Source organism: Puniceibacterium confluentis (assembly GCF_007923445.1).
GTDB classification, from domain to species: domain Bacteria; phylum Pseudomonadota; class Alphaproteobacteria; order Rhodobacterales; family Rhodobacteraceae; genus Puniceibacterium; species Puniceibacterium confluentis.
Map to the genome: position 1 here is coordinate 1 of NZ_VOJI01000040.1, position 22152 is coordinate 22152.

20 protein-coding genes and 1 pseudogene are annotated in these 22152 nt (G+C 60.4%); 14 read left to right on the forward strand and 7 right to left on the reverse strand.

Going from position 1 to position 22152, the window contains the following annotated elements:
* Positions 1–90 precede the first annotated feature (90 nt).
* From flbT to FOY53_RS21340, 5 genes are all read right to left on the reverse strand, one after another.
* The gene (gene flbT / locus FOY53_RS21320) at positions 91–486 is read right to left on the reverse strand and encodes a flagellar biosynthesis repressor FlbT (RefSeq protein WP_146592336.1); all 396 of its coding nucleotides are present in this window, start codon (positions 484–486) and stop codon (positions 91–93) included.
* Positions 483–860 carry a flagellar biosynthesis regulator FlaF gene (gene flaF, locus FOY53_RS21325; RefSeq protein ID WP_146592337.1) on the reverse strand — a complete coding sequence of 126 codons (378 nt, stop codon included), beginning with the start codon at positions 858–860 and terminating at the stop codon, positions 483–485. The genes flbT and flaF overlap by 4 nt, the downstream gene beginning before the upstream one ends.
* 78 nt (positions 861–938) lie before the next feature.
* Positions 939–2228, reverse strand: a complete 1290-nt coding sequence (locus FOY53_RS21330; RefSeq protein WP_146592338.1) for a flagellin N-terminal helical domain-containing protein — start codon at positions 2226–2228, stop codon at positions 939–941.
* A 207-nt stretch (positions 2229–2435) separates the two neighbouring features.
* Positions 2436–2792, reverse strand: coding sequence for a flagellar protein FlgN (locus tag FOY53_RS21335; RefSeq protein WP_146592353.1), 357 nt, complete (start codon positions 2790–2792; stop codon positions 2436–2438).
* Complete coding sequence (locus tag FOY53_RS21340) at positions 2773–3066, reverse strand: rod-binding protein (protein ID WP_146592339.1); 294 nt, start codon at positions 3064–3066, stop codon at positions 2773–2775. The genes FOY53_RS21335 and FOY53_RS21340 overlap by 20 nt, the downstream gene beginning before the upstream one ends.
* 341 nt (positions 3067–3407) lie before the next feature.
* Here FOY53_RS21340 and FOY53_RS21345 point away from each other — a divergent pair, with 341 nt between their 5' ends.
* From FOY53_RS21345 to FOY53_RS21355, 3 genes are all read left to right on the forward strand, one after another.
* On the forward strand, positions 3408–6605 hold the full coding sequence (locus FOY53_RS21345; RefSeq protein WP_186766706.1) for a flagellar hook-length control protein FliK: 3198 nt from the start codon (positions 3408–3410) through the stop codon (positions 6603–6605).
* 10 nt (positions 6606–6615) lie between these two features.
* Positions 6616–7323 (forward strand): flagellar hook capping FlgD N-terminal domain-containing protein, encoded by a 708-nt coding sequence (locus tag FOY53_RS21350; protein WP_146592341.1) that lies wholly within the window; start codon positions 6616–6618, stop codon positions 7321–7323.
* A gap of 353 nt (positions 7324–7676) precedes the next feature.
* On the forward strand, positions 7677–7883 hold the full coding sequence (locus tag FOY53_RS21355) for a hypothetical protein (protein WP_146592342.1): 207 nt from the start codon (positions 7677–7679) through the stop codon (positions 7881–7883).
* Positions 7884–7987: 104 nt separating this feature from the next.
* Here the strand turns inward: FOY53_RS21355 and ubiB are convergent, their stop codons facing one another.
* Together ubiB and ubiE are read right to left on the reverse strand one after the other, a co-directional pair.
* Positions 7988–9520 (reverse strand): 2-polyprenylphenol 6-hydroxylase, encoded by a 1533-nt coding sequence (ubiB, locus tag FOY53_RS21360; protein WP_146592343.1) that lies wholly within the window; start codon positions 9518–9520, stop codon positions 7988–7990.
* Positions 9520–10272 (reverse strand): bifunctional demethylmenaquinone methyltransferase/2-methoxy-6-polyprenyl-1,4-benzoquinol methylase UbiE, encoded by a 753-nt coding sequence (gene ubiE / locus FOY53_RS21365; RefSeq protein ID WP_146592344.1) that lies wholly within the window; start codon positions 10270–10272, stop codon positions 9520–9522. Before ubiE ends, ubiB begins: the two co-directional genes overlap by 1 nt.
* Before the next feature lie 86 nt (positions 10273–10358).
* Between ubiE and mutM the strand changes: the two genes are divergently transcribed.
* The 11 genes and pseudogenes from mutM to FOY53_RS21420 form a co-directional block, all read left to right on the forward strand.
* Positions 10359–11210: a bifunctional DNA-formamidopyrimidine glycosylase/DNA-(apurinic or apyrimidinic site) lyase gene (mutM, locus tag FOY53_RS21370; protein ID WP_146592345.1), complete on the forward strand. Its 852-nt coding sequence runs from the start codon at positions 10359–10361 to the stop codon at positions 11208–11210.
* A gap of 65 nt (positions 11211–11275) precedes the next feature.
* On the forward strand, positions 11276–12052 hold the full coding sequence (locus tag FOY53_RS21375) for an enoyl-CoA hydratase (RefSeq protein ID WP_146592346.1): 777 nt from the start codon (positions 11276–11278) through the stop codon (positions 12050–12052).
* 228 nt (positions 12053–12280) lie between these two features.
* Entirely contained in the window at positions 12281–12544 is a 264-nt protein-coding gene (rpsT, locus tag FOY53_RS21380; protein WP_146592354.1) for a 30S ribosomal protein S20, read from the forward strand.
* A gap of 521 nt (positions 12545–13065) precedes the next feature.
* Positions 13066–14412: a chromosomal replication initiator protein DnaA gene (gene dnaA, locus FOY53_RS21385; RefSeq protein WP_146592347.1), complete on the forward strand. Its 1347-nt coding sequence runs from the start codon at positions 13066–13068 to the stop codon at positions 14410–14412.
* Positions 14413–14573: 161 nt separating this feature from the next.
* A complete protein-coding gene (gene dnaN / locus FOY53_RS21390) occupies positions 14574–15692 on the forward strand; it encodes a DNA polymerase III subunit beta (RefSeq protein ID WP_146592348.1) in 1119 nt (372 codons plus the stop codon).
* Positions 15693–15764: 72 nt separating this feature from the next.
* Positions 15765–16883 carry a DNA replication/repair protein RecF gene (gene recF, locus FOY53_RS21395; protein ID WP_186766707.1) on the forward strand — a complete coding sequence of 373 codons (1119 nt, stop codon included), beginning with the start codon at positions 15765–15767 and terminating at the stop codon, positions 16881–16883.
* Positions 16880–17500 (forward strand): LysE family translocator, encoded by a 621-nt coding sequence (locus FOY53_RS21400; RefSeq protein WP_146592349.1) that lies wholly within the window; start codon positions 16880–16882, stop codon positions 17498–17500. Before recF ends, FOY53_RS21400 begins: the two co-directional genes overlap by 4 nt.
* A 97-nt stretch (positions 17501–17597) precedes the next feature.
* Entirely contained in the window at positions 17598–18365 is a 768-nt protein-coding gene (locus FOY53_RS21405) for a pentapeptide repeat-containing protein (protein WP_186766708.1), read from the forward strand.
* A gap of 99 nt (positions 18366–18464) precedes the next feature.
* Positions 18465–20882 (forward strand): DNA topoisomerase (ATP-hydrolyzing) subunit B, encoded by a 2418-nt coding sequence (gene gyrB, locus FOY53_RS21410; protein ID WP_146592351.1) that lies wholly within the window; start codon positions 18465–18467, stop codon positions 20880–20882.
* Positions 20883–21091: 209 nt separating this feature from the next.
* A pseudogene (locus tag FOY53_RS21415) lies at positions 21092–22010 on the forward strand (IS5 family transposase).
* Between the two features lie 49 nt (positions 22011–22059).
* Positions 22060–22152: transposase (locus FOY53_RS21420; protein WP_146592352.1), on the forward strand; the 93-nt coding region annotated here is incomplete at its 3' end.

A 22152-nucleotide genomic window follows, 5' to 3' on the forward strand; every position in this document is an offset into this window, starting at 1 on the left:
ATGACCGTCCTCCTTTGTGGATCATCGCAGACCCACCTTGGCACATTGATGCCGTCGGGGGGCGGTCACATCATCAAGGACTTGCGGGGTTCATCTGGCCAATAACCTTTCTTCTCGTGGTATAAGTGCTCGAAGCGATTTCAGGCATTGATAGAATTTTCCCATCAACAACGCTTCGGTGGCAGATGATAAAAGGTGTCTGCTGTCGGCATCAGTAAGTATACGACTCAGTTCCTCGATGTGGCGCAAAAGCCTTTGCCGAGTTTCAACCGGGTCCGCATCACCGGTCAGAACAAGCTGTGTTGCATAACAGATGCGCCGAACCGGAGTGCGGACCTCATCGGGATGCAAAGCGTCGCGCAGCCGCAGGATATTGGCATTGGGCGAAACGATGGAAAGTCTGCTGCGACGGTCCCCGTTTTCGATCACGGCACCGTTGATCAGAACACGCTCCTTGGGAGCGAGCTTTAGGACGAGCCTGCTCATTTGCAAGACCTCCGGCCGCTTAGTCCGCGCAACACGGCAACATTTATTTCCAGAATGGGGCCCACTTTTGCTTCGCCCTTAAGAACTCGCCGAGTATGATGCCTGATGAATTCCGCCAGATAAAAAATTCGCGCGCGAAGCTCCTGCGGCAGCTCGTTTTCCGAACTGCTGACATCAACCGCGAGCGTGGTCCACAGGCGGCCGTTGTCGTGCAATGCTGCGGCGAGTTGTGGAAATCCGCGTTGTTCTTTTTGCGCAGCTGACTTCAGTCGGTGGGTTACCTGCGCTATCAATTCGTATTCGGTGCTGCGCTCAGAACGGGTCGAGCTGACCGTGGCCGAGTAGGCGCGTTGCGCCAGGGAATGCGCGTTCACGTCACATCCTTCCAAAAGCTGTTCTTACTGTCGGTGGGCGTGGATCCGGGGGCCAGAGAGGCCCCCGGTCGGACGATTTCAACGGAAGAGCGACAAGAGCGACTGCGGTGCCTGGTTTGCAATCGATAGCGCTTGAACGCCCAACTGCTGTTGAACCTGCAAGGCCTGCAACCGTGCGGAAGCTTCCTCCATATCGGCATCGACGAGTGTGCCGATACCTGACTTCAGGGAGTCGCTCAGGCTTGTGATGAAATCCGCCTGCGTTTCAATTCGACCCTGTGCTGAACCAAAATTGGAGGCTGAATCGATTGATGTCTGAATCAGCGACTCAATTGCATTCAGAGCGGCTTCGGCTCCCTCATTGGTTGTCACATCGATATTGGCCACCAATTCGAGACCACCTCCGACAGTACCGTCGGCTTCGTCCACGCCTGCGGCGGAATCAAACTGCGTCACGTTGGCAATATCGATGTCGATAGCGAGTTCGCGATTGTTGGTCACGTCGATCTGGCCTTCAGTGTCGGCATTGACCGAAAAGGACAGTTTCAACCCCGCTTCGGACGAGGCCACATTCAGTCTCGCAACCATCTGGTTCGCAACATCGGTAAGGGTGTCGCCATCACGCGCCACATATCCGCCCGCAGCATCGAAATTCACCGCATCGCCATTGCTGTCCACAATTCCCACAGCGTTGAACCCGAAGGAATTGCCTGCCAGAATTCCTGTGGCAGCGTCTTCGGCAAATGTGGCGTAAGTCGCTGTCGCACCGGCAGCAACCGTGGCCGTCGCACCGACCTCTTCACTCATTGTGCCGAGCGTGTTCGCGCCAATTCCAAGATCCTGCTTGGCCACACTGATATTGCTGGCGGCTACTCCGGTGCCCGAACGGTCGAGCGACGACAGAATATCCACGTTCCTGGAGCCGACAATGGCGGCAGGAGCTGCGGCGTCGGACTCGGTGTTTGACAGCAGGTTGAGACCGTTGAACTGTGCAGCACCCACCACCGAGGTGATCTGATCGCGAAGCGCCGCAACGTCGGTCTGAATCTTGGCGCGGTCGACGTTCGCTTCCTGAGCCGCGACGATCTTGCCTTTCATTTGAGTCAGCAGATCTGTCACGGTTTCAGAGGCCTGTCGCGCCACCGAAACAGTGGATTCGCCGAGGTTGAGACTGTCCGAAATACCTTTGAAGCCCTTCACGTCCGATTCCATGACTTTGGAAATCGCCCAGACCGCCGCATTATCCTTGGCATTCGCCACGCTTTTTCCGGTCGAGATCTGGCTTTGAATGCTGCCGAGGTTCGAATTGATGTTTTTCAGGGTTTGCAGCGCAACCATAGCGCCATTGTTGGTCAGAATGCTTGACATATCGCTAGTCTTCCTTGCAGTCGGTTGACGCTTTTGCGCCTGATTTCGATATCGCCACCTTCGGCGTCTGAAGGGTCTTTCTGACACATGCAGATGCGGTATTTCCGCTACTGCGCCACCCGTCGGGATGCTCTGTCACCATGCACCTGGCAAACCTAACGGAGTCCTAATCCAATCCCGCGCTCTGCTGCGCATTTGAGACAAATCTCACGCCCTGCGTTCAAGCTTGGTATTATCGGCGATCAATAACGCCGACTTGCGCCCATGGTGGTCATAGGTTTCCAAGGTTTTTCGCAATTGGCGCAGGGAACTCAGCCGACTTGCGACCGTGCGGATTCCGGCAAGAGCCTGATCAAACAACGTCTGATTCCGCCTCAATTTGACCTGCAGGGCGGAGACCGCCGCGAAATCGTCAATGCTGCTTTCCGCGAGGGCGTCTATCAGAGCGGATTTCCGGTGAATAATGCCCTCAATACGGCTCAACTCACCCGCCAAGAGCGCTGTCCGCTCTTCATCCAGCAACCTGTCGAGCGCCACAGTGATATCAGCGTCTGTCTGTTCCATCATCGTCTCGATCCTTCAACGCGTTATAGATTGTTTCTGCTAGCCCGATGCCGCCACTGGCGACCATGACACGAGCCTGTTCCTGGCGGAGGAACGAGGCAAACTGATCCCCGCCGATCCCGCCTCCGAAAGCACCGCTGGTCTTGCCCAGACCGGCGGCGGCAAGCATTTCTGCCAGGAATCCGGCCTCCAGTTCCTTGGCGGCGTCACGCAGCGTGGCATCCCGGCGCGACGCGGGCTCCGGAACTGCGCGAGAGAGATAGACGGGATCCATGGCATTCGCTCCAATTCGAGGCACTTGCCCCATAAGATCGCCGAGTCGGTAAAGATGCGGTAAGGAAACCCGATCTAGGGTGATGGATGAAAAAATTCCCGGAGCCCCCAATGGTACCTAGTCTCACCGGCATCCCACTAGTGAATGCGTCAGCGATCATGCGACGCTCCCCTGAACCGGATCCGACAACAGGCAGTTTTGCGGCCACTTTCGCCACGATGGGACGGGAGGGTCAGCAAAACCCCGATTCGGAAAACCAGGCATCGGCCAATTCTGGCAGGTCGCCGGAAGCTAGGAGTGCCCCCCCGCCCGTCAAGTCCGCGGATCCGAACGAACACGACGTGTCTGAGGCAATCGTCAAGGTCGCGGATCCAGGCAGTGACATTGATATGGACCGGAATTGGGAACACGTCAGCGACAGCGCCCGGGTCCCTTCGCTCAGCGAAACAGAGCCGCCGCGGATCGCGAGCGGCGACCCTGATGACGGTGATTTCACTGCTGAGCCAGTGGAGTCGGCACCCGAAAAGAATGCCGCAGTGAAAGACGCCAAAACGATTGAGCGTCAAGCTTATGAAGTGTCGGGAGGACGGCTGGAGGCAGAAAAACCAGAAACTCTTGTCTCCGTATCTGTCGCGCCAGAACGCTATACCACCGGCATTGCGCAACCAGCTGACAGGTTTGCATTTGGAATGAAAAATATGCTCAAACACGATCAGAACTTGGGCGAGCCAACACCCGGCGCGATCAAACAAGGACTGCCGACTGCACAGGATGTACCCCGGCCTGATTCTGCGATTTCAGATCGCCACCTTGCTGATCACGCAGTCCGGGCGGGCGGAGCTCTACCGATTTTTCCCGATTACACACAGCTCGTCCCCCGGAACTTACCTTCCGCATCCACTGGTCAATCTGAAGTAGAAGCCGCAGTGGCGGCCCATATCCGGAACAGACTACTTGCATCGACCAACATTGAATTCGGGTCCGCGGCGCAGACCCGTCCTGAACCGAATATTCGCTCTCGGGCCCCTCTGGGGGTGACAGGTCCCTTGCTGCCAGTTTTGACCTCAGGCCGACCTGAAAGCGAAGGTGAGGACAGCGCTCCCCCGAGTCGGCAGGCCCTTGGTCCATCCCTTCAGACCCGAAATATCGAGAGCATTCGCCCTGTGGCAACCAGCACGATCGCTCCAAAACCGGCACAGACGCCGCAGGTCAATCCGGATTTCATAATTTCGCCGCCAGAAAAGCCTGTTGTCGCATCGCACAGGGAACACCGGATGCGTGGGCATGACAGTCCGCGGACCGACGCTCCAAAGCAGACTGTGGCCGCGCCCCAGAAAGGCGATTTCCAGACAAACAACGAACGCACCGGCCCGCCATGGAATCTGAATCCGCGTGGAGCAACATGGCCCGAACAGGGTCGCGCGACGCGCAACGAAGTGGACAGCGATATGGCCAAGGACGCATTCTTTTCAAATTCGAACAGGCTGCCTACGTCGTCTGCGCTACATTCAAAACCCGACACCCCCGCAATAATTGAGCAGGCATCTGTTCCGATTTTCCGAGATACGGCCCACAAAAATTTACCTCAAACTCCGCAGTCTGCTAGGCCACGGACAGTCGGCATCGCGTCGGGCGTCGAGCCCGAAAACACCGGCAGACAGGCAGGCGCAAGTCCATCTGAGCCCACGGGCAGGACTCACAGCCAGAAAGGGTCGCTGGACAAGTTGACTGGCAAGGCACCCGTCGAGACATTTGAAGCCGCCCGAATTGTGCGGTCCGGTAAAGGTGACAGCCATTTGGCAGTACATCCCGCACCGCAGAAAACGATGTTGGATCAGACAGGAAAGCGTCCTGCGCCTGCATCTCCCGCGCCAATGCAACTCGCAGACAACGCCATCGGCAACATCGCGGATGCTCAACCGAAGGCACACTCTTCCAATATGGAAATGCCACCGGTCGATGTCACTGCGACTACTTCGAAGCGGGAGCTTATTGACCGCAATCAGTGGTGGGCCACATCACCACTTGATGCGCCTCGGCGCACAAATCCGCCGGTTGCCCTGCAAAAGCCCGTCGGCCTCGGCGGCGCCATAGAGGCAAAACCTCCGCATGAACGGCTTAAGGTCAAGTCGGCAGGCGATGACGCCAATACACAGATCGAAAACTCCGAAAGGACCCTGAAGTCGGTTTTGAAGCCCATGGAAATGGCCTCACGCCAATTGGCATCCGCGCCTGCGCCGGAAATGGGTTTCGTCCAGCGCGAAGGCCATTTGGATAAGACAATCGAAAGATCGCGGCTGACAGGTCATTCGCAATTTGGACGTGCGCCTGTACAGGCCGCAGTTCTAACTACGTTCGAGATCACCGTCCCTTTCGCGCACAACGAAGGCGAGCCCGTCACACCTGTGCGAGTGGGATTCACGCCCAACGCGCCAGCGGCCAAAGATGCACCAGACTGGACACCTGGCACTCTGAAGGATCACCCAGCGACCGCTCGGCCCCGACCGGCCCACACGCCCCTATCCACCACCGCCTTGAGCGGACAAATTTCTGACCGCGGAATCGCTTCCGAAGTTCCCATGCGCGCGGCTGCGGAAAGCAGCGTGCAAGACTCCGCACTGGAAATCACCCGAAATCCGAAGCACGAAACGCGGGCCGGACCGGGCAGGTCCGCTGGAGAAGGCCCACCCGAACTCCAAATTGCGACTCCGCTCAAAACCACTCCATCGAATCTGGCTTCAACGACATATGAGCGCCCGGCGCCGGCTGTAACTGCTGGTGACGGCACCGCAGGCGGGATTGCACCTGCAACTGGCACAGCCCCGGTCCAGGCTTTGACCCCCTCGGCAACAGCGCTCCCGCCGTCGCCGCGTTCCCATCGGAGTGTGCCTCGTAATGAGAAAGGGTTAACCGACATGGGTCGGATGGCTGACACAGGGAGAACAGTTGCAAAACCTGCGAAGCCGACACCCAAGGGAATACCCGACAAGCCCCGCATCCTTTCGACCGGCAACGCTGCGGCACCCGGCGAAACGCGACAGCGGTTCGATTCGACCATACCGTTCCTGCCCGCTGAAAACCTTGGCGGCACACAGACCTTTCAATCTTCCGGCGCTCCGTTGCCCTCCCGCGGGGAATATGCCGCGTCGGTGATGCGCCAGGTGATCGAAATCACCGGCAAAATTCAGGACGGCCCGGTTGAACTGCGACTGAACCCGGAAGAACTGGGCCGCGTGCGTATGCACATGGCGTCCGCGGATCAGGGGATCATGCTGCACATCACATCCGAGCGCCCGGAAACTCTGGACCTTCTGCGGCGCCACATCGACCAACTGCGCAGCGAGTTCAGCGACCTGGGCTACACCAGCGTGGAATTTACCTTTGGACAACACAGCGACGGGTCCAAACAGCCTCAGGGCGGTGCGACAGAGGGCGGCCGCCAGTCGTCTGGCACCGCAGGCACCGCGACAACTGTCACCGAGGCAGTGCCGAGCAGCCCATTGCAGGATTCACGCGACGAACTTGATATACGCCTTTGAGGAGACTTTCATGGACATCACCAAGGTCGCACCGCCTGCCTACACCGGTCTGAAATCGCAGACCGGTTCGGCCAGCGCGCAATTCGGAAGCAGTGCGTCACCGACTGTTTCAGACAGCGGTCGGCAGCTGAGTTCGGATTTTGAAACCTTTCTGCGGATGCTGACCGTGCAGATGCAGAACCAGGATCCGCTCAACCCGGTGGATTCATCGGACTATGCCGTCCAGCTGGCGACCTTTTCCTCGGTCGAACAGCAGGTGTTGACCAACGACCTCCTGCGGGCGCTCGGGGATCAGATGGGCGGCGGCACATTGGGTCAGCTCGCCGGCTGGGTGGGCATGGAAGCTCTGGCGCGGGCGCCGGTTGCCTTCGACGGCGGTCCGGTCCATCTGCGGCCGAACTACGCGGCCGAGGCGGACTCGGCTGTGCTGGTCGTACGCAATTCTTCCGGAACTGTCGTCGGGCGCCAACCGCTGCAGACTGGCGAGGATGCCGTCACCTGGCTGGGTCTGGACGATACCGGAGCGCCCTTTCCCGCAGACATTTACAGGTTCGAGATCGAAAGCTATTCCAACGGCGCACTCATCAACACACAGCAGTCGCAAGCCTATAGCGGGATTGAGGAAGCGCGCATCGAAGGCAAGACGATTCTGCTGCGGTTGTCGGACGGCAGCGAGGTTGAATCTTCGCGGGTTGCAGGCATCCGGGCCCCGGGTTGAGGCACCTGTGCCCGCTCCATGGCGGGTTTTATATGGCCGATACCCGCCATACGCTGGATTTCGCCCAATCCTTGAGCGTTGCGAAACTGTGCCAAACGAACCAATTGCGCAAAACCTGCCTGCCCCCTCAAAACACTGATCAAAAACGACTTTCCATCGGTGACCGGCGGTCGTGCCGACTGCTGAAAATTGCGGCGTCTTGCTGTTATGTTGCCCAAATGCCGCGACTGCGAAATCGGGCCCGCTTTGTCCGCAGGCGAGGCAAAATCGTGTTTGAACGCGTTCCTTATTGCGTGTAGGTTCGCATTCACGGGGTGCTTTTAGCGCCCATGTTGTACAGTCTGGAGAAAATTATGAAAAAGCTTTCGATCATCGTAGCGGCTGCTGCCGTTGCCGCATCGGCCGCTCTGCCGGTTGCTGCTGAGACCAAAACTGCTGATCCGTTCGTGTCCACTCAGGGCGTCGAGCTGTCCCCGTTTGTCATTATCGGCACTGCCGCTGGGATCGTCGGCATCGCCGCGTCTCTGGACGGCGGCAAAAATGGTGGCGGCACCAACTGATCCGCATTTCCTGCGATCATGACAGATTTGAATGCGGCGGCCCTTTCGGGTCGCCGTTTTCCGTTTGTACCGGCGTTGAAAGGCGCGTCACATCCGGGTGCGGTTCAAGCCAGGATCGCCCGCATCATCATCAGCGCGACGCCCAACAGCAACCCGGCGCCAAGCCAGAGCAGCCGGGTCACCCAAGGCGCCCTGTCTACCACTGCCGGTTCCTGGGCCTGACGGATCAGGGCCGCCTCGACCAGGCGCGGCAGGCGGGGGCCAAAACGCGCCAGCACCAGCGCTGTCTTGTTGAGATCACTCAGAACGGCACGCGGTCCGATGGATTTCTTGATGTAGTCCTCGACCACGGGCCGGGCGACTTTCCATATGTTCATATGCGGGTTCAGTGACCGCGCGACGCCTTCGACCACCACCATGGTGCGCTGCAGCAGGATCAGTTCGGTCCGGGTTTCCATGCCGAAGCGCTCTGTCACTTCGAACAGGTACGACAGCAGACGTCCCATCGAAATACCGGTGGCGTCCATTCCGAAGATCGGCTCGCCCACGGCGCGCAGGGCGCGCGCAAATTCTTCGACATCGCGGTCGGCCGGCACATAGCCAGCTTCGAAATGCACTTCGGCGACCCGCCGGTAATCCTTGCGGATGAACCCGAACAGGATTTCGGCGTACACGCGGCGGGTGTATTCGTCGATGTGGCCCATGATGCCGAAATCAAGCGCGATGATGTCCCCGTCGGGCGCGACCTTGAGATTGCCCTGGTGCATGTCAGCGTGAAAGTATCCGTCCCGGAGGGCGTGATTCAGGAACAGTTGCAGCACCCGTTCGCTGAGCGCGACGCGGTCATGGCCGGCGGCTTCGATGGCGTCATTGTCCCCCATCGGGACGCCTTCGGCCCAGCCGAGGGTCATCACCCGGCGCGCCGACAGATCCCATTTCACGGCCGGCAGCGTGAACCCGGCATCGCCCCCGGTGTTGGCGGCGAATTCCGAAGCCGCGGCGGATTCAAGCCGCAGGTCAAGTTCCCCCATCACCACGCCTTCGAAATGCGCGATCACGTCCATCGGGTGCAGCCGCCGTGATCCCGGCGACACCCATTCAATCAGAGTCGCGGCCAGCCAGAAGGCGTCGATATCCTTGCGAAAGGCCTTTTCGATCCCCGGACGCAACACCTTGACCGCCACAACTTCGCCTGTGGCGGCAATTGTGGCCTTGTGCACCTGCGCGATCGAGGCCGCCGCGACGGGATCGCTGAAGCTGGAGAAAAGCGTGTCCGCCGGAGCGCCCAGTTCATGTGCAACCGTCGCCTTGGCTTCGGCCACCGGGAAAGGCGGCAGTTTGTCCTGCAGCACCCGGAGTTGCACGGCGAGTTCGTCGCCAACCAGATCCGGCCGGGTGCTGAGCACCTGTCCGAACTTGATATAGGCAGGCCCCAGCGCGGTCAGCGCACGGGTGGCGGGGGGCATTTCCGGATCACCTTCGTACCCCAGCCATTTGAATGGCCAGCCCAGCACGCGCGCCGCAATCCGCAGGGATGGCGGGGCCTCGAAGGCATCGAGGACGACGCCCATCGCGCCGGTGCGTTCCAGCGTTGCGCCGGTGCGGATCAGCCGCCAGATATTGTGAGGTCCACGCATTAAAGTTTCCAGCCCGAGTGCAGGCAGGCCACGCCGAGCGTCAGGTTGCGATACTTCGCCTGCTCGAACCCGGCACTGCGCACCATGCCCAGAAAGGTTTCCTGATCCGGGAACTTGCGGATGGATTCAACGAGATACTGATAGGACTCGCGGTCGTTGGCAATCACCTGCCCCATGGCGGGAATGACATTGAAGGAATAGCGGTCATAGGCCCACTGCATCGCCGGATTGGGGATCTGGCTGAACTCCAGCACCATCAGCCGGCCGCCGGGCTTCAGCACGCGGTAGGCTTCGTTCAGGGCTTCCTGTGGGCGGGTGACGTTCCGGATGCCGAACGAGATGGTGTAGACGTCGAAGGTGTTGTCCTCGAACGGCAGTGCCATGGCATCGCCGACGATCCAGTCAAGGCTCGCGGCCATCGCCTCGGCTTCGGCACGCTTGCGCCCCTCGACCAGCATGGGTTCGGTCAGATCCAGCACCGTGGCATGTCCCGATCCGGCGCGCTTCAGGAAGCGGAAGGAGATGTCGCCGGTCCCGCCCGCCACATCCAGCAGTTTCTGTCCCGCCCGTGGTGCCAGCCAGTCCATCATCGCATCTTTCCAGATCCGGTGGATGCCCATCGACATGGCGTCGTTCATCACATCATACTTGGAGGCGACCGAGCCGAAGACGCCGCGCACGCGGCCGGCCTTTTCGGTCTCGGGGATATCGGCAAAGCCGAAATGTGTGGTTTTTGCGGTCTCGTCGGTCATGGCGTCTTGTTGTCCCTCGTTCCGCTCTTTCTTATAGAGCGCGAGGGGGCCGTTACAATGCGCCCCATGTCACAGGACCCCGCCGGATGCCCGAATTGCCCGAAGTCGAGACAGTCCGTCGCGGGCTCGCCCCTGTGATGGAGGGGCAAGTCATTGTTAAGGCCGAGGTGAACCGCCCCGATCTGCGCTGGCCTTTTCCCGATGGCATGGCGCGTCGGCTGACCGGTGCCCGGGTGCTGGCGCTGCGGCGGCGGTCGAAATACGTCCTGGCCGACCTGTCCACAGGAGAAACACTTCTGGTTCATCTGGGGATGTCGGGACGCATGTTGATTTCCGGCGATCCGCTGGGAAAATTTGCCCATGACCACCCGGCGGCCCAAAAGCACGATCACGTCGTGCTGCACATGGACAGCGGCGCGCGCATCACCTTCAATGACCCCCGGAGGTTCGGCGCCATGGACCTGATGGCCACACTCGATGCCGAACATCACCCATTGCTGGCCGCGCTCGGACCCGAGCCCCTGAGCAACGTTTTCAATGAAACGCACCTGGTCACGCGGTTCGGCAAACGCAACACACCGGTAAAGTCGGCGCTGCTGGATCAGAAGGTCGTCGCAGGATTGGGCAATATCTATGTCTGCGAAACACTTTACCGCGCCCGGATCAATCCGATGCACAAGGCAGGCAGTATCGCCACCTCCCGGCTGGAGGCCCTGGTGCCGATCATCCGGCAGGTGCTGACAGAGGCCATCGAGGCCGGTGGCTCATCGCTGCGCGATTTCCGGCAAGCCGATGGCGAACTTGGATATTTTCAGCACAGCTTTGACGTTTATGGTCGCGAGGGCGAACCCTGTCACACAGCGGGATGCCCGGATTCCGTACACCGCATCGTGCAGTCGGGACGGTCGACCTTCTATTGTCCGACCTGTCAAAGATAGCTTGAACCAACACGATTAGATGGTAAGGCTTCAAAATCTGAACGAAACAACCGAAAGCATGTTTCATGGCCTATGAGACGATCATCGTCGAAGTAGAAGACCACGTTGCCACCATCAAGCTGAACCGCCCCGACGCCATGAACGCGCTCAACTCACAGTTGCTGCGCGAATTGGCTGGCGCCCTGGCGGATGCGGATGGGAACGACAAGGTCCGCTGCATCATCCTGACAGGATCCGCCAAGGCCTTTGCTGCCGGGGCCGACATCAAGGAGATGTCCGAGAAGACCTTTGTCGAAATGTTCCTGTCGGATTTCTTCGGCACCGAATCCGAAGCCATCGCCCGGACCCGCAAGCCGATCATCGCCGCCGTGGCAGGGTATGCCCTGGGTGGCGGCTGCGAACTGGCGATGATGTGCGATTTCATCATTGCCGCCGATACCGCCAAGTTCGGCCAGCCCGAAATCAATCTGGGCGTGGTCGCCGGCATCGGCGGCACGCAGCGCCTGACCCGGTTTGTCGGCAAGTCGAAATCCATGGACATGCACCTGACGGGCCGCTTCATGGATGCCGAAGAGGCCGAACGCTCGGGACTGGTGAGCCGCGTGGTGCCCGCCAAGAGCCTGATGGACGAAGCCGAGGCCGCCGCCCAGAAGATCGCGGAAAAGTCGCTGCTGACGTCAATGGCCGTCAAGGAAGCGGTGAACCGCGCCTATGAAACGACGATGTCCGAAGGCATCCTGTTCGAGCGGCGGTTGTTCCATGCGATGTTCGCGACCGAAGATCAGAAGGAAGGCATGTCCGCCTTCCTGGAAAAACGGACGGCGCAGTTCCGCGACAGATGACGTTTCGTCACTTGCAAAAACCCGTGCCTGGGAATCAGGCACGGGTGTCCAATCCGCCACACTCAAGGATTGGCCAAGTTTGCACTTTGCTTCGCGGCCAAACTTGGTTATAGGCCCTCGCTACATGCGCGTGATGCCCGCTCTGGCAAGAATCGATCCGGTCACCATGAGTCCGGAACCCAGGGGTATTGCGCCGATCATTTGGAACTCAGAACTGGGAATCGAACCATGGCCAATACACCGCAGTCCAAGAAACGCGCCCGCCAGTCGGAAAAGCGCTTTGCAATCAACAAAGCCCGCCGTTCACGCATCCGCACATACCTCCGCAAAGTCGAAGAAGCTATCGCTTCCGGCGACAAGGACGCCGCAGCAGCAGCGCTGCGCGCAGCCCAGCCCGAACTGATGCGCGGCGTGACCAAAGGCGTCTTTCACAAGAACACCGCATCCCGCAAGATCTCGCGGCTTTCGTCGCGTGTGAAGGCGATCGCCTAAGCTACCGCTATCCATAGCATGCACTACCGAAGGCACCACAATATGTGGTGCCTTTTGCGTTTTTTCACATCCGGACCAAAGACTTACGCAACAAATTGATCACCCCACGAGATTCTTTTTGGTGAATCCTGAGTCAACACAGAAGATCAGTTGCTGCGATTTGAAGTCACCTGATAAAACCATCATGCGAGTCACTCGCTGGGGGGACAAGGCAGCAGAATCGGGCCATCGTGTTGGTCGAGTCTTCTGCATTCCTGGGATCAAGCTGCCCTTGATCCTGCGGAAGACGAAGGCGCTGCCTTCTGCCAAGTCCATATATAGGCGCCGCACGCGGTGTGTTGCTTCTGATCGGGACGTCAGAGGTCGGCACGCCTTTAATGCGGCACACGCCTTTTCATTGGTCGCAACCGGTGCATCTGCTGCACCGGACCGTATGGCCCGTGCCCCTGTCGAAGTGTCCGCTGCGTGGGTGAGCAGTCCACGTATACTTAGGCTGCTGAATGGGAACGGATCGGGGACACATGACACAGGAACAATGGGGCGCATTGCAGGATAGGCTCTGCAAGACGGTCGGTGAGAACAACTATAAGACGTGGATCAGGCCATTGTCTTATGACGGCACCAACGACGGCGTTGCCGTGTTCGAGGTCCCGACCAACTTCATGGGCACCTATGTGTCACAGAATTATGGCGATCTGCTGCTCTCGCAGCTGACGTCAGTGGCCAGCCATATCCGCCGCATCCAGTTCAAGGTCGCGAATTCAGACCGCCCCCGCGCCGCAGCCCCGGCCAAAGCAAAGACAGCGACGACCACGGTTTCGGATCTGCTGCCCAGTGCGCCCCTAGAATCGAAATTCACCTTCGACACTTTCGTGGTCGGCAAGCCGAACGAACTGGCCCATGCGGCCGCACGGCGCGTTGCCGAAGGCGGCCCGGTCACATTCAACCCTCTGTTCCTGTACGGTGGTGTCGGCCTGGGCAAGACCCACTTGATGCATGCAATCTCCTGGGAGCTGCGCAACCGCAATCCCGAACTGAACGTGCTGTACCTCTCTGCCGAACAATTCATGTATCGCTTTGTACAGGCGCTGCGTGAACGTCGGATGATGGATTTCAAAGAGCTGTTCCGCTCGGTCGATGTGCTGATGGTGGACGACGTTCAGTTCATCGCCGGCAAGGACAGCACTCAGGAAGAATTCTTTCACACCTTCAACGCGCTGGTGGACCAGAACAAGCAGATCATCATCTCGGGCGACCGCGCCCCGGATGAAATCAAGGATCTGGAAAACCGCATCCGGTCCCGGTTGCAGTCGGGTCTGGTGGTGGACCTGCACCCCACCGACTACGAACTTCGTTTGGGCATTCTGCAAACCAAGGTGGATGCTCAAACGGCGCTGTATCCGGATCTCGACATCGATCATGGCGTGCTGGAATTCCTCGCCCACCGCATATCGACCAATGTGCGTGTGCTCGAGGGTGCGCTGACCCGGCTGTTCGCCTTTGCCTCGCTTGTGGGCAAGCGCATCACCCTGGATCTGACGCAGGATTGTCTGGCCGATGTGCTGCGCGCGTCGGAACGCAAGATCAGCATCGAAGAAATCCAGCGCAAGGTCGCCGAACATTACAACATCCGCCTGTCCGACATGATCGGACCCAAGCGGGTGCGCAACTATGCCCGGCCACGGCAGGTCGCAATGTATCTGTGCAAGCAGATGACCAGCCGCTCTCTGCCCGAGATCGGTCGCCGTTTTGGTGGCCGCGACCACACGACAGTGATGCATGGCGTGAAGCGCATCGAAGAGCTCAAGGTGCAGGACGGCCAGATTGCCGAGGACCTGGAGCTGCTGCGCCGCGCCCTTGAAGCCTGATCGCTGAGACTCCGGGACAACAGTTGCACTCAGGCCGCCTCCGGGCGGCCTGCTGCCCTTGACGCCCCTGCAAAACCATCGGACAAAACAAAGAAAAGCGGTTGGAGCAGCGTGCGCCTCGGTCTACGGTGCACCTCCGGCCACACGGAGAGGGCAAAATCATGAAGTTCAGTATGGAGCGCGGCACGTTGCTCAAGGCGGTGTCGCAAGCACAGTCAGTGGTCGAGCGGCGCAACACGATCCCGATCCTTGCCAATGTGCTGATCGAGGCCGAGGGCGCCTCTGTTCAGTTCCGCGCCACCGATCTCGATATCGAGGTTCTGGACAAAGCCTCCGCCACGGTCGAACGCGCCGGCGCCACAACCGTTTCCGCCGTGACCCTGCACGAGATCGTGCGCAAGCTGCCCGATGGCGCGCTGGTGACCCTGACGGAAGAGGCGGCCACCGGACGCCTCACCGTCGAAGCCGGACGATCCAACTTTTCGCTGGCCACCCTGCCGCGCGAAGATTTCCCGGTGATGGCGACCTCGGAATATTCCGCGAACTTTTCGGCCCCCGCCAAAGTGCTGCGGCGGCTGTTCGACAAGTCGAAATTCGCCATTTCGACCGAAGAGACGCGGTATTACCTGAACGGTGTCTACATGCACACCGCCGAGGGTGATGGCGGCCCCAAACTGCGCTGTGTCGCCACGGACGGGCACCGTCTGGCCCGGATCGACGCCGACCTGCCCGCCGGAGCCGAAGATATGCCCGGCGTGATCGTTCCCCGCAAGACGGTGGGCGAACTGCGCAAGCTGCTGGACGACGACGACATGACGATCGCGGTTTCGGTGTCCGAAACCAAGGTGCGCTTTGCCACCCCCGACATCACCCTCACATCCAAGGTGATCGACGGCACCTTTCCCGACTACACCCGCGTGATTCCGCAGGGCAACACCCGACGGCTGGAAGTTGACGCCGCCGAATTCGCCAGAGCTGTTGACCGGGTGGCGACGGTGTCCTCGGAACGGTCGCGCGCCGTGAAACTGTCGCTGGACGAAGACCGCCTGATCCTGTCGGTCAACGCCCCGGATTCCGGTGCCGCCGAAGAAGAGCTGGCCGTCGCCTACAGTGACGAAAAGCTGGATATCGGCTTTAACGCCAAATACCTGCTGGAGATCGCCAGCCAGGTTGATCGCGAGAATGCCGTGTTCATGTTCAACTCATCGGGTGACCCGACGCTGATGCGCGAAGGCAATGACCTGTCCGTCGTCTATGTGGTCATGCCGATGCGGGTGTGACACGCGCTGCCGCGCCCGGCACATGTGCCTGACATTGGCCCGCGCCGTTGCTCCTGGACCTGACCTCGCCGCATGCGGCGTGTCCTGACCGTGCCGCTGTCGCTCGACACCCTGACCCTGTCACACTTCCGGTCGCACAAACGCGCCGAAGTGTCCGTGGATCCGCGCCCCGTTGCGATCCATGGTCCGAATGGCGCGGGCAAGACCAACCTGCTCGAAGCCGTTTCCCTGTTCTCTCCGGGGCGCGGAATGCGCCGCGCTTCGGCGCAAGAGATGACCCGCCGCCCCGAGGCGCTGGGGTGGAAGGTCACCGGCCAGATCAGCGGCCCGCAGGGCGCGCACGAGGTCAGCTTCCTGTCGGAAGACGGCGCTCCGCGGCAGGTGCGTATCGACGACAAACCCGCGCCGCAGTCGGCCCTGGGCCGCATCGCACGGGTACTCTGGCTGGTGCCGTCAATGGACCGTCTGTGGATCGAGGGCGCCGAAGGGCGTCGGCGGTTTCTGGACCGGACGACGCTCAGCTTTTTTCCGGACCACGCGGATCTGTCGCTGACCTATGAAAAAGCGATGCGCGAACGCAACCGGCTGTTGAAGGATCAGGTGCGCGACGCCCATTGGTATGGCGCACTGGAACGTCAGATGGCCCGGACCGGCAGCGCAATTCACGCCAACCGCCAGGCCGCGCTCTCGCGGCTGAGTGCGGCACAGAACGGCGCACACACGGCTTTTCCCGTCGCGACATTGACGCTGGTCCAGACCGAGGGTGAGATGCCGGATTCCGAAGAGGGGCTGCGCGCCGCCCTCGCCGAAACCCGGGGGCGCGACCTCGCGGCCGGGCGCACGCTGGTCGGACCGCACCGCGCCGATCTGTTGGGGGTTTTCGCTGCCAAGGAGGTGCCCGCCTCGGATTGCTCGACCGGAGAGCAGAAAGCGCTGCTGATCTCGCTCATCCTCGCCAATGCCCGGGCGTTGGCGCCGGATTTCGGCGCGCCACCGCTGTTGTTGCTGGATGAGGTGGCGGCCCACCTTGACCAGTCCCGCCGCGCCGCACTGTACGACGAGATCTGCGCGATCGGTGCGCAGGCGTGGATGACCGGAACCGAACGGTCCCTCTTCGATGCGCTGGGAACACGTGCACAGTATCTGGAAGTGACCGAGACTGAGGGGGTTTCCGTGGTGAAACAGGCATGACGATCACGGTTGCGGACATGGCGCTATATGCAGGGGCGCTGCTGATCCTGTTCCTGACCCCGGGGCCGGTGTGGGTGGCGCTGACGGCCCGCGCGTTGTCTGGCGGTTTTCAGGCCGCCTGGCCATTGGCCCTGGGCGTGGTGGTCGGGGACATCTTGTGGCCGTTTCTTGCCATCCTTGGCGTCACCTGGATTGTCGGTGTGTTTGCCGGTTTCATGGCGCTGCTGCGCTGGGTCGCCTGCGGTACATTCCTGGTCATGGGTGTCTTGCTGATCCGCCATGCCGATGCCCGGATCGCCTCGGATTCGCGACTGACGCGGCCCGGGATGCTGGCGGGCTTTCTTGCTGGACTGGCGGTCATTCTCGGCAATCCCAAGGCCATTCTGTTCTATATGGGCGTGCTGCCGGGTTTTTTTGACCTGACGCGCCTGCGCTGGCCCGACATGCTGGCGATCGCGCTGATCTCGGCATTGGTGCCACTGGCGGGCAATCTCGTGCTGGCACTGTCCATCGACCGGGCGAAACGGCTGCTGTCCTCGCCCGCCGCCCTGCGCCGCACCAACATCACCGCCGGTGTGCTGCTGATCGGCGTCGGTCTGGTGATCCCCTTCACATAGCTGGCTTTCAGGGCAGCGCGGTCTCACAGGCACATCACAAACACGTTCCATGGGATGGTGCCACTCTCTGATAAGCTGCGCGACAGGGAGAGATGTGATGATTGCACGATTTGTGACTTGTATGCTGCTGGCCGCGCCGGTGGCGGCGCAGTCGGTGATGGATGGCGTCGACATGATGTCCGAGGCGATGACCCAGGCCACATTGAGCCGCACCGATGTGCAGGCGATACTGGATGGCCCTGCCCCCGACCTGACACGCGCACGGCTGAACGGGCTCGACCTGTCCGGTCTCGATTTCCGCGGCGCAACATTGCGCGCAGCCCGGATGAACCAGGCAGATCTGAGCGGAGCCAACCTCGCCGGGGCCATTCTGGACCAGGTGTGGCTTGTCGGAGCCACTCTGGACGGTGCGGATCTGAGAGGCGCAAGCCTGTTCCAGGCGCAACTGTCGCGCGCCTCGCTGCGCGGCGCGGATCTCTCCGGAGCATCCGCCCCTGCCGATTTCACCAAAGCCGACCTGACCAACGCCAGCTTTGCCGGGGCGTCACTGGGTGCAGACCTGACCAATCAGTCGATGGGCCTGATGCGCGGCGTTCTGACCGGGGCCACTGCCGTCGGCGCCGATTTCAGTGACGCCGACCTGTTGCGCGTGGTGTTCGATTTTGCCGACCTGACCGGCGCGGATTTTTCGCGGGCCAACCTTGCCACTGCCTCGCTTGCCGGAGCCGATCTGACGCGGGCCCGTCTGACCGGAGCCGACCTGTCCCGGGCCGATGTGACCTCGGCCCGGCTGGTGGATCTGGTCGACACCGAGGAGTCGGTTCTGGCCCCGGCAGACAATCTGAGCAGGGCTTTGCGCAACTAGCCGCAGAGCCCGTTTCCGACCACAAAATATGGTGTCAGGAGCGTGACAATCCCGGCTTTGCCCCGTATAAATCGGGTCCAAAGTACAAGGATAGACCGCATGGCCGAAAACGAGCAGATCCCAGAGGAATATGGCGCAAGTTCCATCAAAGTTCTCAAGGGGTTAGAAGCTGTTCGCAAACGTCCCGGCATGTATATCGGTGACACCGACGACGGCTCGGGCCTGCATCATATGGTGTATGAGGTCGTCGACAATGGCATCGACGAGGCGCTGGCCGGTCATGCCGATGCGGTGAACGTCAAGATCCACGCCGACAACTCGGTTTCGGTGAGCGACAACGGTCGCGGCATTCCGGTTGACATGCATGAAGGCGAAGGGGTTTCGGCCGCCGAGGTCATCATGACCCAGCTGCATGCCGGCGGCAAATTCGACCAGAACTCCTATAAGGTCTCGGGGGGTCTGCACGGTGTGGGTGTGTCGGTCGTCAACGCGCTCAGCGATTATCTGGAGCTGCGCATTTTCCGCAACGGCAAAGAGCATTATGCCCGCTTCGAGGGCGGCTTTACCGTCGAGCCGCTGCGGGTCATAGGCGATGCCAACGGCCGCAAGGGCACCGAAGTCCGCTTTCTCGCCGCGACTTCGACCTTTTCCAACCTCGACTACGATTTTCACACGCTGGAAAAACGCCTGCGCGAACTCGCCTTCCTGAATTCCGGCGTCCGCATCATTCTCGAAGATGAACGTCCGGCCGAGCCGCTGCGCACCGAGCTTTACTACGATGGCGGCGTGCGGGAATTCGTCAAATATCTCGACCGCTCGAAAACGTCGATCATGACCGATCCGATCTACATGAGCGGCGAACGTGACGGCATCGGGGTCGAGATCGCAATGTGGTGGAACGACAGCTATCACGAAAACGTCCTTCCCTTTACCAACAACATCCCCCAGCGGGACGGCGGCACCCATATGGCTGGTTTCCGCGGCGCCCTGACCCGGACGATCAACAACTATGCCCAGACCTCGGGCATCGCCAAACGCGAGAAGGTCACCTTTACCGGTGACGACGCCCGCGAAGGTCTGACCTGTGTGCTGTCCGTCAAGGTGCCGGACCCCAAATTTTCCAGCCAGACCAAGGACAAGCTGGTCAGTTCCGAGGTGCGCCCGGCAGTTGAAGGCTTGATGAACGAAAAGCTCGCCGAATGGTTCGAGGAAAACCCGAACTGGGCCAAGGTTATCGTCGGCAAGATCGTCGAAGCGGCGATGGCACGCGAGGCCGCCCGCAAGGCACGCGAACTCACCCGCCGCAAGAACCCGATGGACATGAACTTTCTCAGTTCGAAGCTGAAGGATTGTTCCGACAAGGATCCGGTCAACACCGAGATCTTTCTGGTCGAGGGCGACAGTGCCGGCGGGTCTGCCCAGACCGGGCGCGACCGCAAGACCCAGGCGATCCTTCCGCTCAAGGGCAAGATCCTGAACGTGGAACGCGCGCGTTTCGACCGGATGCTGGGGTCTCAGGAAATCGGCAACATGGTGATGGCCCTGGGCACCGGAATCGGGCGGGACGAATTCAACATCGCCAAACTGCGCTACCACAAGATTGTCATCATGACCGACGCCGACGTCGATGGCGCCCACATCCGCACCTTGCTCCTGACCTTCTTTTACCGCCAGATGCCCGAGCTGATCGAAGGCGGCTTTCTCTATATCGCGCAGCCGCCGCTGTACAAGGTGTCGCGCGGCAAGTCCGAGGTCTACCTCAAGGATCAGGCCGAAATGGAAAGCTATCTGGTGCAGCAAGGCATCGACAACACCCTGCTGCGGCAAGGCAACGGCGAAGAGATCACCGGACAGGATCTGTCCCGTGTGGTGGATGAGGCGCGCCAGCTCAAACGGGTACTGGATGTATTTCCGACGCATTACCCCCGCCACATCCTGGAGCAGGCCGCCATTGCCGGCGCCTTTGTCCCCGGAGCCGTCGACGCCAACCTGCAAGGCGTGGCCGACAAGGTCGCGGCCCGGCTCGACCTGATCGCGGCGGAGTACGAACGTGGCTGGATGGGCCGGGTCACCCAGGACAAGGGCATCCGCCTTGCCCGGATCCTGCGTGGCGTCGAAGAAGTGCGGACACTGGACGGGCCGATGCTGCGCTCGGGCGAAGCGCGCAAGACCGGCAGTTTCACGCAGAGTCTGCAGGCGGTCTACGACCTGCCGGCAACGCTCGAACGCAAGGACCGCAAGCAACTCATCCACGGCCCGCTCGAGTTGCTGCGCGCCGTGCTGGAAGAGGGTGAAAAGGGTCTGTCACTGCAGCGCTACAAAGGGTTGGGCGAAATGAACCCCAGCCAGCTTTGGGAGACCACGCTGGACCCGGACGCACGCACGCTGCTGCAGGTAAAGATCGATGACATGGCCGAAGCGGACGATTTGTTCACCAAGCTCATGGGAGACGTGGTCGAACCGCGCCGCGCATTCATACAGGCCAATGCACTGAGCGTGGAAAACCTCGATTTCTGAGTGTGTGTAGGTGAGCGGATAAGTTTGCGTGGCGCCAGGTCGAGACGAAAGAGGCTAAATCATTTTTTTCAATGACTTAGATGGGGATCTGTCTAAGCATAAGATCTTCGCGTTCGAGCAAGGCTACAAGACTTCTTAGGTGGATGGGCTTGTTGCACATATCAGTGAGGGGGATTCAGTTCGTGAATCTTGAGCGTTAGATCGGTGTCATGCCCAAGTCCGACGCCACCCGCTACCGCACGACGAACTGGTCCGCCTATAATGCCTCGTTGATGCGACGTGGCTCCCTTTCGATCTGGTTCGATCCGGAGATGATCTGGCACGCGCAGAGAACTGGCAAGCGCGGCCATCCCGAGACCTTCTCCGACAGTGCCATCCAGACCTGCCTCACGTTGAAGGTCCTGTTTGGCCTGCCTCTGCGTCAGACCGTCGGTCTGGTCGCGAGCCTGATCGAGATGGCTGGGCTGGATTGGGCAGTGCCTGACTATTCGACGCTGTGCCGACGCCAGGCGCGGATCGCAGTGCAGATCCCGTATCGGCGCTCCGGCAAGCCGCTGAACCTGCTGACCGACAGCACTGGCATCCGCTTTCGCGGAGATGGTGAATGGCTGGCACGCAAGCATGGCGCAACACGCAGGCGCAAATGGCGCAAGGTCCACCTGGCGATGGACACCGCCACTGGCAATATCCGCCGCGGTCGAATTCACGTCAAGCAGACAGGGCGACAGCCCCATTCTCCCTGAGTTGTTGTCCCAGATCCCTGTTGGAGAAGACATCGAGACAGTCACCGCTGATGGCGCCTATGACACACGCCGTTGCCACGCCGCTATCCTCGACCATGGGGCGGAACCGATCATACCGATCCGTCGTAATGGTCGCGCCTGGAAGCCGGACTGCCCTGCTGCGATTTCGCGAAACCAGATCCTGCGGGCGACGCGATGCTTGGGGCGATCTATCTGGAAGAAATGGGTCGGCTATCACGCCCGAAGTCGCGTAGAAGCCCAGATGAACCGCCTCAAGCTATTCGGCGACCGGATCATGTCACGAGAACCGGACCGCCAGACCGCCGAAATCCAGATCCGCATTGCCATCATGAACCGCTGCTCGGGTAATCCTCCCCAAAACTAAGGGGCTGCGTAAGTAGAATTTTCTCGGCAAGATATCTGAGGAGATTCTGATGAAGATGACGAGATTTAACGAACCCCAGATCCTTGCGATCCTGCGCCAGGCTGAAGGCGGTGTGCCAGTGGCCGAGCTTTGCCGTGAGCAT

Excerpts from the sequence above, each read along its gene's own strand:
- flbT (WP_146592336.1), bottom strand. The coding sequence starts at position 486 with ATGAGCAGGCTCGTCCTAAAGCTCGCTCCCAAGGAGCGTGTTCTGATC.
- FOY53_RS21330 (WP_146592338.1), bottom strand. The coding sequence starts at position 2,228 with ATGTCAAGCATTCTGACCAACAATGGCGCTATGGTTGCGCTGCAAACC.
- FOY53_RS21335 (WP_146592353.1), bottom strand. The coding sequence starts at position 2,792 with ATGGAACAGACAGACGCTGATATCACTGTGGCGCTCGACAGGTTGCTG.
- FOY53_RS21340 (WP_146592339.1), bottom strand. The coding sequence starts at position 3,066 with ATGGATCCCGTCTATCTCTCTCGCGCAGTTCCGGAGCCCGCGTCGCGC.
- FOY53_RS21350 (WP_146592341.1), top strand. The coding sequence starts at position 6,616 with ATGGACATCACCAAGGTCGCACCGCCTGCCTACACCGGTCTGAAATCG.
- FOY53_RS21355 (WP_146592342.1), top strand. The coding sequence starts at position 7,677 with ATGAAAAAGCTTTCGATCATCGTAGCGGCTGCTGCCGTTGCCGCATCG.
- ubiB (WP_146592343.1), bottom strand. The coding sequence starts at position 9,520 with ATGCGTGGACCTCACAATATCTGGCGGCTGATCCGCACCGGCGCAACG.
- ubiE (WP_146592344.1), bottom strand. The coding sequence starts at position 10,272 with ATGACCGACGAGACCGCAAAAACCACACATTTCGGCTTTGCCGATATC.
- mutM (WP_146592345.1), top strand. The coding sequence starts at position 10,359 with ATGCCCGAATTGCCCGAAGTCGAGACAGTCCGTCGCGGGCTCGCCCCT.
- FOY53_RS21375 (WP_146592346.1), top strand. The coding sequence starts at position 11,276 with ATGGCCTATGAGACGATCATCGTCGAAGTAGAAGACCACGTTGCCACC.
- rpsT (WP_146592354.1), top strand. The coding sequence starts at position 12,281 with ATGGCCAATACACCGCAGTCCAAGAAACGCGCCCGCCAGTCGGAAAAG.
- dnaA (WP_146592347.1), top strand. The coding sequence starts at position 13,066 with ATGACACAGGAACAATGGGGCGCATTGCAGGATAGGCTCTGCAAGACG.
- dnaN (WP_146592348.1), top strand. The coding sequence starts at position 14,574 with ATGAAGTTCAGTATGGAGCGCGGCACGTTGCTCAAGGCGGTGTCGCAA.
- recF (WP_186766707.1), top strand. The coding sequence starts at position 15,765 with ATGCGGCGTGTCCTGACCGTGCCGCTGTCGCTCGACACCCTGACCCTG.
- FOY53_RS21400 (WP_146592349.1), top strand. The coding sequence starts at position 16,880 with ATGACGATCACGGTTGCGGACATGGCGCTATATGCAGGGGCGCTGCTG.
- FOY53_RS21405 (WP_186766708.1), top strand. The coding sequence starts at position 17,598 with ATGATTGCACGATTTGTGACTTGTATGCTGCTGGCCGCGCCGGTGGCG.
- gyrB (WP_146592351.1), top strand. The coding sequence starts at position 18,465 with ATGGCCGAAAACGAGCAGATCCCAGAGGAATATGGCGCAAGTTCCATC.